Raw genomic sequence first — 11,888 nt, forward strand, 5'->3', positions numbered from 1 at the left:
GAATCGTAAACTGATGTAAAGGAATGTATATGAAGATGCACCTGTCCACTTCAGGCAAAGGTTTCTCCCTCAGCGCCCTGGCGTCTGCCGTGCTGCTGTTGTCTTGTTCAACGCTGGCCGCAGACCTTCCCGAGAGTCAATTTCAAACCAAACCGGTCGGGCACGGCCTGTATGAACTGGCTTTTGATGGCACCAGCAACACCCTGTTTGCCGCCTCTACGCCTTCCTTCGCCAAAGAAAAAAACGGCGGTATCGTCTTTAGAGTCAACCCCGCCACACTGGCCACCGACGCCAATATCGTCACTAAGCGACGGGCCTTCGCCACCGCATTGGATGAGCAGCGCCATCTGTTGTACATCGGCAACACCGTCGACGGCTCAGTCACGGTGATCGATACCCAGACAGGTAAAGAACTCGCGACTATTCAACTCAATGAAAGCGTGAAAGACGATCAGTTTGTCCCGACGCGCGAACTGCTGCTCGATAAGAAAAATCAGCGCCTTTATGTTTCCGGCACGGCGCAAAAAGGCGTGCTGTGGGTCATTGATACCGCCAAGCGGGAAAAAATTGCCACGCTGGGCAACATGGGTGAATACCCGACCGGCATTGCGCTGGACAGCGAACGCGGCCATATCTATTGCGTTAACGGCCGTGGCGAACTGATTACGCTGGACGCCACCAGCCATAAGATCCTCAAACGCGTGGTGGTCGAACCGACCAAGAAACACTTCTTCCTCAATATCGCTCTGGACAGCAAAACCGGTCGTGCGTTTATCACCGATCCGGATCTGCCAAACGTACTGGTCGTGGACGTCAACAGCGGGAAAATCCTGCACCAGATTGACGTAATCAATTCTCTGGCGGTGCTATTTAACCCGCTGCGCAGCGAGATCTATATCACTCACCGTGAAGCCAAACGCATCAGCATCGTCGACAGCAACAGCTATCAGGTGAAAAACAGCATCACTACCCATGCATTGCCTAACAGCCTGGCGCTTTCTTCCGACGGCCAGCAGCTGTTCGCCAGCATCAAGCAGTCCAAGGAAGAGATGGAGAAAAAACAGGATTACCTGATCAAGATTGATCTTGGCGGATTGTGAGGCATCTCCATGGCTAGCTTTATGATTCGCCTCTCCGGCGGCGCACTGTTGTGCGTCCCGGTGATGATGGCGCAGGCGGCAGGCTCCGAGCAGACCGCCCACAGCCAAAAAGAAGAAACCCTGGAGGTGGTCGCGTCCCCCTTCAGCGATGACGGCAGCACCGAGAATACCGGCTCCTACACCACCAAACAGATGACCACGGCAACCGGGTTGCCGTTGAGCATTAAGGATACGCCACAGTCGGTTTCGGTGATCTCGCGCCAATTGATTGACGATCTCAACGCCAACTCGCTGAAGGAAATTCTGCGCTGGTCTACCGGCGTCAGTGAAAGCAATTACGATAGTGAACGTTCTTCGTTCAACTACCGTGGTTTCAGCGTGGACAGCTATCAATACGATGGTATCCCTACTTTCTTTGACTCGGGCTATTCCGGCGGGGAATCCGAAATTGACTCGATCACGCTCGATCACGTGGAGATCGTCAGGGGTGCAGCAGGATTGTTGAACGGCGTCGGAAACCCGGGCGCTGCGATCAATCTGGTCAGGAAAAAAGCCTCCAGCCTTTCTCCTTTTGCCCGTACCGAGCTTTCGGCCGGTTCCTGGGATCACTATCGCACCACGATCGATGCCGGTACCCCGCTCAATGATGAAGGTACCGTCAGGGTGCGCGTCGCTGCCTCCGGTGAACGCAGCCACTCTTTCATGGATCGCCATCAAGAACGCAAAGGGACGGTCTACGGGACGTTGGAAGCTGACCTGACCAGCGCCACCCTGCTGCGTCTGGGGGCTGACTATCAGCAAAACCGGCCAAAAGCTTCCACCTGGGGCGGCGCGCTGCCGACCGGCTGGTTCAGCGACGGCAGCGAGATCAACTGGGATCGCCACTACAGCGGGGCTTCTGACTGGTCAAGCTGGGACACCACCCTCAGCACCCAGTTCGCCACGCTGGAACACCAGTTCGCTAACGACTGGAAAGGCGTAGCCAACTACACCCACAACCGTCAGGCCTTCGATGCCAAAATGGCGATGAGCCTCGGCGGCCTGATCGACCCGGACACCTGGGCGGTGAAGCCTTCAACCCCTTACGCCGGACGCTATGAAGGCTATCGGGATCAGCACGCGGTAGACCTGAAGCTGAACGGGGACTTTCCACTGCTGGGCCGCACCCACAAGTTTGTGGTGGGCAGCTCCTCCGCCTGGCAACACAGCTACAGCACCTATCGCAGTGCCAGCACCACACAGCTGTTTAGCGGCAGCCTGAAGGACTGGAACGGCGGCCTGGGTGAACCTGCGTGGTCAGACAAAATGCCGCAGCAGGATTTCCGTACGCGGCAAATCGGGATTTACAGCAGCGCCGACTTCTCGGTGACGGATCAACTGGATCTGGTGCTCGGTGCCCGCTTCAACAGCTTTAAAAACACCACCACCACCACGGCGAACAAAGTGACTCCGTTCCTGGGGGCGGTGTATAAGCTGACCGATCAGGTCTCTGCCTATGCCAGCTACACCGACATCTTCAAGGACCAGAACTATCTCGACAGCAGCGGCCACTATCTGGCGCCGATCGAAGGGGTCAACAAAGAGGTGGGCATCAAGGCCGCGCTGCTGGATGAGCGTCTCAACGTTTCGCTGTCGGCGTTCCGCATTACTCAGGATAATCTGGGCGTACTGGATGAAAATCCGGAAAACATCAACGCGCTGCAACAGACCTATCATGAGAGTCAGGGTGCAACCAGCAAAGGGGTGGAGTTCGAGCTGAGCGGTGAACTGGCGCAGGGCTGGAATGCCCAGTTGGGCATTACCCATTTCTCCTTGAAGGACAAGGATAAGGTTGATCTCAACACCGAGCAGCCCCGCACCCGCATCACTCTGTTCACCACCTATCAGTTGACGGGTGCGCTGCGCGATCTGACGCTGGGCGGTGGCGCACGCTGGCAGAGTAATGTTTATGCCAACGTCCAGGGCGCCAGCAACGGTGAATTTGTCGAGCGCAAAGCCGAGCAAGGGTCCTACGTGCTGGTCGATGCGATGGCGCGTTACAAGCTGACGCCGCAAACCTCGGTGCAGTTGAACCTGAACAACGTATTCGACGAGAAATACTACTCGCAGGTGAATTTCTACAGCACCCGCAACTATGGCGAGCCACGTAACGTTATGGTGACGCTGAAGCACGAGTTCTGATCGCCCTACAGTATTAAACGGCCCCGGATAACGGGGCCGATTTATTTCTAACCGCTATATCCCTTGTATGATGAATTCTTCCGTAGTAGCGTGCCAAAGGTATAAAAAACCCCCATTTCTCTGAGGCCATGTCATGTCCCCTACGCTGACCATCGAACAACTGAAAGAGCTGGGCCGTTATCAAGACGCCACCGAACTGGCGCAGCAGCAGTTGCTGCAACAACCGGAAGACGCGGTGCTGCACTACCAATTAGCCTGTCTGTACGACGTGCAAGGATTCGAGCAACAGGCAATTCCCTGCTACCAGGCCGCGCTGGCGCGCAATTTACCGGCTCCGCAGCGACAGGAAGCCTGGCTTGGCTTGGGCAGCACCTATCGGGCGCTTGGACTGTATCAGCAATCGCTGGCCACCTTCGACCAGGGGTTGGCCGAATTTCCCGAGGCCAAAGAGATCACCCTGTTTCGCGCCATGACGCTGTACAACCTGGGTGAAACCAAACAGGCGGTGGCCGATTTGTTGGTGCTGTTAGCGGAAACCTCCTCACACAGCGACATCAGCAGTTATCAGCACGCCATTCGCCAATACGCTGCCGATCTGGACCGTATCGGCTAGGAGGAAAACATGGAAATTGTCACCGATCCAAATCGCTATGGCGTCGACTGGTCGCAATTGGCCGCGCTGTTGGAAGCTGCAGGGCTGGGCCAGCGTGACCCACAGGTGCTGCAGCGCGTTTACCAACACAGCCAATTTTGCTACTGGGGCTATCGCGACGGCCGATTGATGGCCACCGCCCACGCCATCAGCGACATGACCTCGGTAGCCTATCTGGCCGACGTGGCAATCCATCCGGACTTTCAGGGGCTGGGACTGGGTCGACAGCTGATGGATCGGGTGATGCAGGATTTGGCGCCGCTCGGCAAAGTGTTTATCTACTCGGTTCCCGACAAGCTGGCATTCTATAAAAAATACCGCTTCCGCGAGCTGACCACCGGCATGGTCTATGCGGACAGCGCCGCTTTGGAACGCCTGGAGCAGAATGGTTACCTGCGCAACCCTCTTTAAGGAATGTCCCTTTGATCATAGAAAACAAGCGAGCCGCACAAGATTGTGCAGACATGGATGAGATCCGCGCAGAAATAGACCTGCTGGATGAAAATATTATCACGCTGATCGCGCAACGTTTCGCCTATGTAAGGGCGGCGGCAAAATTCAAAACCAGCCCAGATGCGGTGCGGGCCAAAGCACGTTTTGAAACCATGTTATTGCAAAGACGGGCCTGGGCCGAAGAGCAAGGTTTGAGCCCGGAAGTTATAGAAAAAATGTATCGCGATTTGGTCAATTACTTTATCAGCGAAGAGATGAAGCATTGGTCCAAGACCCAAAGTGAATAGAATCTCCATCATCGACCACGAATGGCCGATGGTGAAAAAGAACCTGGGTTATAAGTTGCGACAGGTCAAAAACGAGTAACGGTCCGCTAAGCTACAGCGTCTTCATCATGAAAACGCGGCTGGTGCCCGCCGGCAGGCAGGGCACCTCACCAAAGCGCGTCCAGCCGTTCAATTCATAAAACTTCGGCGCCTGAAAGCTGATGGTGTACAGCACGGCGGAAACGCAGCCTCTGCGCCGCCCTTCCAGCTCGAAACGGCGCAGCAGTTCGCTGCCCAACCCCGATCCGCGCAGCGATTTTGGCAAATGAAACAGATCCACAAACAGCATGCCCAACGATGAACGTCCGCTGATGCCGCCCAACACTTCACCGCTGGCCGGATCTCGCACCACCACCGCCAACGGGCGACGATCGTTGGTGCCGGTTACCTCGTCGTTATATTGATTCAGCCCGGCTTCAATCAGGGCTGCTATTTCTTCCGTCGCATTTTCGGCAACTTCAATCAGGTATTTTTCCATGCTCACCTTCTTCTTATGTAGGGTGACTGAATAGCGCACTAAGATTAGCAAAATCCGCCGCAATAAATGCGCGCCGTTTTTTTTCAGCTTTTCCCCGGCTTTCAGGCCATTGGACGGTGGAACTCCCCGCCATTTTTCGGCATGCTGGTCGCTGGTTTTCATTTCACCGCCCCTGGCGGTTTACCACCGGCCACACGCGCCGGTGTGGGTTGCAGAGAAGGTTCTTACTCCATGACGTTGACCATGTACGGCATCAAAAATTGTGACACCATCAAAAAAGCACGCCGCTGGCTGGAAGAACAGGGCGTGGCTTATCACTTTCACGACTACCGCGCCGACGGGCTGGACGAACAGCAACTGCGTGGTTTTGTCGAACTTTTGGGCTGGGAACCGCTGCTGAATACCCGTGGCACCACCTGGCGCAAACTGGACGAAGCGCAGCGCAACGCCTGCGATAATGCCGATGCGGCCATCGAACTGATGCTGGCCCAGCCGGCCATCATCAAGCGCCCGCTGCTGAGCGACGGCAAGGGGCATGCTCTGCTCGGTTTCAACGCCGACAGCTATAAGCAATTTATTTCCGAGGTGGCAGCATGACTTGCCCGGTAATCGAACTGGCCCAACAGCTGATCAAACGTCCTTCCCTCAGCCCGCACGACGAAGGCTGTCAGGCGTTGATGATTGAACGTCTTGAGGCCATCGGCTTCACCGTTGAGCCTATGCCTTTCGGCGATACCCTGAATTTTTGGGCCTGGCGTGGCGAGGGGCAAACCCTGGCATTTGCCGGCCACACCGACGTGGTGCCGACCGGCGACGAAAAACGCTGGGACAACCCGCCGTTTGAACCGACCATCCGCGACGGCATGCTGTATGGCCGCGGCGCGGCGGACATGAAAGGTTCGTTGGCAGCCATGGTAGTGGCGGCCGAGCGCTTTGTGGCCGCCAATCCGCACCATCAGGGGCGCCTGGCATTCCTGATCACCTCCGATGAAGAGGCCAGCGCAACCCACGGCACGGTGAAAGTGGTCGAAGCCCTGATGGCACGCAACGAGCGTCTGGATTACTGCCTGGTCGGCGAGCCGTCCAGTACCGAACGCGTTGGTGACGTGGTGAAAAACGGCCGTCGTGGCTCTATCACCGCAAACCTGCACATCCACGGCATTCAGGGCCACGTCGCCTACCCGCACCTGGCGGATAACCCGGTACATCGCGCCATGCCGGCGCTGAATGAGCTGGTGGCGATAGAATGGGATCGCGGGAATGAATTCTTCCCGCCGACCAGCATGCAGATCGCCAACGTGCAGGCCGGTACCGGCAGCAACAACGTGATCCCCGGTGAGATGTTCGTCCAGTTCAACTTCCGTTTCAGCACCGAATCGACCGATGCGACGATCAAACAACGCGTGGAAGAGCTGCTCGAGCGTCATCAGCTGAACTACAGCATCGAATGGCGTCTGTCTGGTCAGCCGTTCCTCACTGCGCGCGGCGCATTGGTGGATGCGGTGGTTAATGCCGTCGAACATTATTCTGAGCTGACGCCGCAGTTGCTGACCACCGGCGGGACTTCAGACGGTCGCTTCATCGCCCAGATGGGGGCGCAAGTGGTTGAGCTGGGCCCGGTAAACGCCACCATCCATAAGGTTAACGAATGCGTACACGCGGCCGATCTGCAACTGCTGAGCCGCATGTATCAACGCATCATGGAGCAATTGATCGCATGATCACGCCAGAAATGCTGACCGGGCGCTCGACCGACCATCTGGCGCCGCTAAGCGGTAACCACCGCATGCAGCCTGCCGCAGTGGCCGCGTTTCTCGCCATGCAGCAAGCGGCGCATGCCGCCGGGTTCAATCTGCAACCCGCCAGCACATTTCGCGATTTTGAACGGCAACAGGCGATCTGGAATGGAAAATTCTGCGGCGAGCGACCAGTATTAGATAAGGACAGCCGACCGATCGACATCACGCCGCTGTCTGCTGCCGAGCGCTGCGAAGCGATCCTGCGTTGGTCGGCCTTGCCGGGCGCCAGCCGCCATCACTGGGGCAGCGACCTGGATGTCTATGACCCCACACTGTTGCCCGAAGGGCAAAAGCTGCAGCTGGAGCCGTGGGAATACGAACAAGGCGGTTACTTTTACCCGCTCAATCAGTGGATGACGGAACACATGGCCGAATTTGGCTTTTATCGTCCGTTCACCGAAGACGGCGACGGCGTGGCGGTGGAGCCCTGGCACCTGAGCTACCGCCCGCTGGCGCAGGAAGCCGAACATCTGCTGACGCCTGCGCTGCTGTTGGCGGCCTGGAAAGATAAGGATATTGCCGGTGCTCAATGGCTTGAAGCCCATCTGCCAGCGATATTTTCGCGTTTTATACGCGCTGAAGGAAAGGAGTGAATATGGAATGGTTAGCTGACTACTGGTGGATTATCCTGCTGATTCTAGTAGGGATGATCATCAGCGGGATCAAAGAACTACGCCGCGTCGACGTGAAAGGCTATCTGGCCGATAAGCCGAAGCTGCCGCCACACCGCGATAACAACGCCGAGTGGGATGACGAAGACGACTGGCCGAAGAAAAAATGACATCAGGGCGCATTATGCGCCCTGAAGCTTATTTAAAGGCGATCAAGTCGCCGCGCTTGCCGAACATAGCCTCTTCCCAGTAGCGCTGCGGCACGTAGTAATGCAGCCGTTCAAGCGCGCTGTCCATCATGTCCTGATTGATGGCATGCCCCACGCCCTCTTCCACGTCCAGCGTAAAATCGACGCCGTTGGCCTGCAGCCTTTCCGCCGCCGCCTGGGCATGTTGCACTGAAATCACCGCATCCTGCTCACCGTGGATAAGATGCACCACGCTGTCACCGAACGCCTGGTCGGGCAGACTGGCAAAGCGCCCGCTGAAAGCCACCACGCGGCCGGCCAATTTAGGCTCCACCTTCAGGGCTTCCAGCGCCATGATAGACCCCTGAGAGAAGCCCACCAACGCCGTGCCGGCGTCATTCACGCCGCTGTGTTGCTGCCAGTAACGCACGGTTTCAATAAACAGTGGCATCACTTCAGCAATGCGCTCAACGCGGTTTTCTTCGGTGACGTCCTGCACTGAAAACCACTGGCGGCCGCTGCCGTTACCAAAAGCAGAGGGGCCACCCACGCTGACCACCAACGCCTGCGGGAACTCTTTAGCGAAATAACGGCCAATTTCCCCCATTGCCACCGGGGTATCGCCGACACCGTGAAACAGCAGGATCAGCTGCGCAGCCGGTGTTGCCGGGCTCTGGACAACGAAATGCTCATGTTTCATCGGTGACTCCTCGTGTGATTAAGATCCTGTCCGGCGCCAGATGCCCCGGTTTCTGCCAGCTACTATACGCCGCTGAGAAATCAGGAAAATCGGGTTTTATTGAGCAACATCTTCAATTTATTGCAACGACTGGGCCCACGCTTTCCAGCGCAGACCGTGCTGCGCATCCAGCTGTTCGAGCGCCAGTCCTGCCTCGTGTCGCCAGCGGCGCAGCAAGGCTTTCTGCCCGCTAAACCCTAGCCGTTCCACGCAGACTGCCGGCGCCAGCGACTGCTGCAGATGCATCCGCAGTGCGGGCAATGATAGCGTACTGGCCAACAGTAAGCGTTGCAGTGCCCCCAGACTGGCCTCCAGCGGCCGATGCGCGAAGGCAAATCCTGCCAGCTCACGCCAGTCGTCCTCCCCTAGCTGCGTATCGCCGTCGTCTCCGGGGATCTCTATTTGCAGATCAATACGCGGCTGCAGCCAGCGCCAGTCACGTGCCAGGTGTTTATGGGCGGCATGGCGCAACGCCTCGCCCTGTTCGCTCAGCGGCAGGATCGCCATCGCGGTGTAACAACCACTGCTGGCCTCCGTCTTGCTGCCGATACGAGCCAGTTCAAAACCGCAAGATTGCCAGAAACGCCACAGCGGCTCGGTATAGCCAAAGCTGACCGAGAGATAATCCAGCCCCTGTGCTTGCTGGCGCTGCTGAGCAATGAGATCGCGGGCAATGCCCTGTTGACGCATTGCGGGTAACACCGCAATGCGGGTGATGCGCCGCGAACGTAGCGTAGGTGCCCACCACTGGCCCCCGTGCGCCGCCAGCGATTGTGCCACCAGGTTGCCACGCGGACGCCGTCGACCGGCCCAGACTTCGTGTGCCAGTTCGGCGCTCAGCCCGCCTTCTTCCACCAGCCACAGGGCGCCGACAACCTCATCGTCTACCTGAGCCAAACCAAAGTGCATGCCCGGCGCATCCATCAACCGCCGTAAGTCCAGTGGTGAAGTACGGTAATGGGCACTGCTCAACAAAGCGTAAAAACGCGCTAACCTTTGCGGATCGGCGCACAGCATGGCTTGCTCAGCCCCGCTGATGCTCACCGGCTTATCCGTTACCGGCCAGGAGGGTTGCTCGTTAAACAGCAGCGCGTTATCTATAATGCGCTCCAGCGCATCGCCCTGCGCCCAACGCATCGGTTGATCTAACCCCAATGGCTGGAACGCGGGCAGTCCGGCGCAGAATTTCAGTAAAAAACCCCGGCCGGTGCCTTCATAACCCTGCACCGTGGTGGTCAGCAAAACGCGCGGGAAATAGCTCACCAACTGCTGCAACAGTGGGCCAGGTATCGCCGCCGCTTCGTCCACCAGCAACCACCCTACGTCACTGACGTCCTGTTCGCGGCAATGGGCCAACAGCGCATCCGGTGCCCAGAATTGCGCACGTCCCTGCGCCCATTCGGCGGCGACTTCGGTGGCGGCGCGGCTCGGTCCGACCAACCAGCAGGTCTGCGAGGTGTTCGCCACCAGCATCCCCGCTACCGTTGACTTGCCGCGCCCGCGTGCGGCGGTCAAAACCCAAATGCCCGACGCCGCGCTCAGTAATTGCGCCAGCAGCCGCTGCTGCTCGGCGGTGGGTTGGCCGTCTGGTGCCTGCCACTGTGGACGCAGCGGCAATGGCGCCAGCGTCAGCGCCTCACCCTGCCGCCAGACGGTGACTTCGCTGTCCGCCGCCAGATGCCGCTGCAGATGATGAATAAAATTTGGGGTGGTGATCGGTTGTGGGCAATCGCTCCAACGCAGGCTGTCGTCATCCGGTTGCTGAGGCCACTGCTGCCACGGCGGCGTCAGCAACAGCAGCCAACTGCCGGCTCGCAGCGTGCCCGACAGCGCGGCCAGGGCTTCAACGTCCAGCCCTTTCGTCGCATCAAACACCGCGTGCAGGCGCTCTTGCCCCAGCAGCGTCCGCACCGCACCGCTCGCCAAGGCCTGCAGGCCCGGCGGCGGGTTTTCCCCTACCCACGGCCAGTCACCCGGCAGGGTACTCGCCAGTTGTAGCGCCTGCTGGCGACACCATTGCGGCTCGCCACTGATCACCAGCAGGCGCCTGATGCCCTGCTGCTGCATAAGTTGTTGCATTGCCAGTAACATAACCGTGGATCCAGACCTGAAAAAAATGCCGGAGTCAGGCTCCGGCATGGCATGTTAACGGGATGCGAAGGTGTTGCAGGTGTTCGGATCGCCGCTGTCGAAGCCCTGTTTAAACCAGGTGTAGCGCTGCTGCGAAGTACCGTGGGTGAAGCTGTCCGGCACCACCCGTCCCTGCCCTTGCTGCTGCAAACGGTCGTCGCCGATCGCCTGCGCGGCGTTCAATGCCGCCTGCAAGTCGCCCTCTTCCAACATCTGCTGTTTCTCGGCGTATTTGCCCCACACGCCGGCAAAGCAGTCCGCCTGCAGTTCCATTTTCACCGACAGGCGGTTCACTTCCGCCTGGCTGGCACCCTGCTGCATTTGGCGCACTTTCGGCTCGATACCCAGCAGGTTCTGCACATGGTGGCCGACTTCGTGCGCCACCACGTAGGCCTGGGCAAAGTCACCGCCGGCACCCAGCTTGGTTTTCATATCCTGATAGAACGACAGGTCGATATACACCGTTTTGTCACCCGGGCAATAGAACGGCCCCATCGCCGCCTGGCCGGTACCGCAACTGGTGCGCGTTACGCCACGATACATCACCAGTTTGGGCGGCTGATAGGTTTTGCCCATACGCTGGAAAACTTCTTTCCAGTTATCTTCGGTAGACGCCAGCACCACCGAGGTAAATTTAGCCAGTTCATCGTCTTTTGGACTGATGCTGGCGCTTTGTTGCTGAGTTTGCGGGCTCACGTCCCCACCGTTCAACAGCGGCGAGAGATCGATGCCGTAATAGCCGGCCACCAACACCACCACCAGAATGGCGATACCGCCTTTGCCGCGAGGAACACGAAAGCCGCCACCGCCGCCACCCAGACCTGAAGACTGCCCGCGACGATCCTCAACATTGTCACTTTCCCGACGCCCTTGCCAACGCATAAATAAACTCCAGATAGGTTTTTGTCATTGTACGCAATACCCAAAATAATTGGAGTTGCATCAAGGCGGCAAATGAGTGAATCCCGATGAACTTACTCAAGTAAGTGATTCGGGTGAACGAGTGCAGCCAACACAGATGCAGCTTCAAGTATGCCGGGTATTATCATTATAAGTGCTGAGCAGCGGAGGAAATGTAGAATTTTTCCGGAAATGCAGTCAGAGAGAAATATTGCGGGAAGTTAACGGGCCGAATGGCTCCGTGAGACTGCTGACAAACAGAGAATGTTTGGCGGCAGGCGCTAAAGGTTTTGAAAATAAATCTGGAAAATCAATTTATTGATTTTCGGCT

General features: G+C 57.7%; 13 protein-coding genes. 9 read left to right on the forward strand and 4 right to left on the reverse strand.

Going from position 1 to position 11,888, the window contains the following annotated elements; translation table 11 throughout:
* Nucleotides 1-29: 29 nt before the first annotated feature.
* The 5 genes from yncE (at nt 30) to AC1RKG_RS21250 (ending at nt 4,673) form a co-directional block, all read left to right on the forward strand.
* Nucleotides 30-1,100: a 7-bladed beta-propeller protein YncE gene (gene yncE, locus AC1RKG_RS21230; protein ID WP_115058311.1), complete on the forward strand. Its 1,071-nt coding sequence runs from the start codon at nt 30-32 to the stop codon at nt 1,098-1,100.
* Nucleotides 1,101-1,109: 9 nt separating this feature from the next.
* A complete protein-coding gene (locus tag AC1RKG_RS21235) occupies nt 1,110-3,281 on the forward strand; it encodes a TonB-dependent siderophore receptor (protein WP_493183678.1) in 2,172 nt (723 codons plus the stop codon).
* A gap of 133 nt (nt 3,282-3,414) precedes the next feature.
* On the forward strand, nt 3,415-3,894 hold the full coding sequence (locus AC1RKG_RS21240; protein ID WP_493183679.1) for a tetratricopeptide repeat protein: 480 nt from the start codon (nt 3,415-3,417) through the stop codon (nt 3,892-3,894).
* 9 nt (nt 3,895-3,903) lie between these two features.
* Nucleotides 3,904-4,344, forward strand: a complete 441-nt coding sequence (locus tag AC1RKG_RS21245) for a GNAT family N-acetyltransferase (protein WP_142814707.1) — start codon at nt 3,904-3,906, stop codon at nt 4,342-4,344.
* An 11-nt stretch (nt 4,345-4,355) separates the two neighbouring features.
* Complete coding sequence (locus AC1RKG_RS21250; RefSeq protein WP_122079980.1) at nt 4,356-4,673, forward strand: chorismate mutase; 318 nt, start codon at nt 4,356-4,358, stop codon at nt 4,671-4,673.
* 91 nt (nt 4,674-4,764) lie between these two features.
* On the opposite strand, the gene AC1RKG_RS21255 is transcribed toward AC1RKG_RS21250, so the two are convergent.
* Entirely contained in the window at nt 4,765-5,190 is a 426-nt protein-coding gene (locus tag AC1RKG_RS21255; protein ID WP_493183706.1) for a GNAT family N-acetyltransferase, read from the reverse strand.
* 231 nt (nt 5,191-5,421) lie between these two features.
* On the opposite strand from AC1RKG_RS21255, the gene AC1RKG_RS21260 reads away from it, so the two are divergent.
* Genes AC1RKG_RS21260 through AC1RKG_RS21275 form a run of 4 tightly spaced genes read left to right on the forward strand, consistent with a single transcriptional unit; the run spans nt 5,422 to nt 7,770 of the window.
* On the forward strand, nt 5,422-5,787 hold the full coding sequence (locus AC1RKG_RS21260) for an ArsC family reductase (protein WP_493183680.1): 366 nt from the start codon (nt 5,422-5,424) through the stop codon (nt 5,785-5,787).
* The gene (dapE, locus tag AC1RKG_RS21265; RefSeq protein ID WP_020828046.1) at nt 5,784-6,911 is read left to right on the forward strand and encodes a succinyl-diaminopimelate desuccinylase; all 1,128 of its coding nucleotides are present in this window, start codon (nt 5,784-5,786) and stop codon (nt 6,909-6,911) included. Before AC1RKG_RS21260 ends, dapE begins: the two co-directional genes overlap by 4 nt.
* On the forward strand, nt 6,908-7,582 hold the full coding sequence (locus AC1RKG_RS21270) for a M15 family metallopeptidase (RefSeq protein ID WP_130016630.1): 675 nt from the start codon (nt 6,908-6,910) through the stop codon (nt 7,580-7,582). Before dapE ends, AC1RKG_RS21270 begins: the two co-directional genes overlap by 4 nt.
* A gap of 2 nt (nt 7,583-7,584) precedes the next feature.
* Nucleotides 7,585-7,770, forward strand: a complete 186-nt coding sequence (locus tag AC1RKG_RS21275) for a YpfN family protein (RefSeq protein WP_020828048.1) — start codon at nt 7,585-7,587, stop codon at nt 7,768-7,770.
* 28 nt (nt 7,771-7,798) lie between these two features.
* Here the strand turns inward: AC1RKG_RS21275 and ypfH are convergent, their stop codons facing one another.
* The 3 genes from ypfH to ypfJ all read right to left on the reverse strand — a co-directional run bounded on the left by ypfH (nt 7,799) and on the right by ypfJ (nt 11,539).
* Nucleotides 7,799-8,488, reverse strand: a complete 690-nt coding sequence (gene ypfH, locus AC1RKG_RS21280; RefSeq protein ID WP_174574554.1) for an esterase — start codon at nt 8,486-8,488, stop codon at nt 7,799-7,801.
* Nucleotides 8,489-8,605: 117 nt separating this feature from the next.
* Nucleotides 8,606-10,618 (reverse strand): tRNA(Met) cytidine acetyltransferase TmcA, encoded by a 2,013-nt coding sequence (locus tag AC1RKG_RS21285; RefSeq protein ID WP_493183681.1) that lies wholly within the window; start codon nt 10,616-10,618, stop codon nt 8,606-8,608.
* A gap of 54 nt (nt 10,619-10,672) precedes the next feature.
* Nucleotides 10,673-11,539: a KPN_02809 family neutral zinc metallopeptidase gene (ypfJ, locus tag AC1RKG_RS21290; RefSeq protein WP_012146218.1), complete on the reverse strand. Its 867-nt coding sequence runs from the start codon at nt 11,537-11,539 to the stop codon at nt 10,673-10,675.
* Nucleotides 11,540-11,888 lie beyond the last annotated feature (349 nt).

It is taken from the genome of Serratia sp. GW822-FHT06D09 (assembly GCF_058799515.1).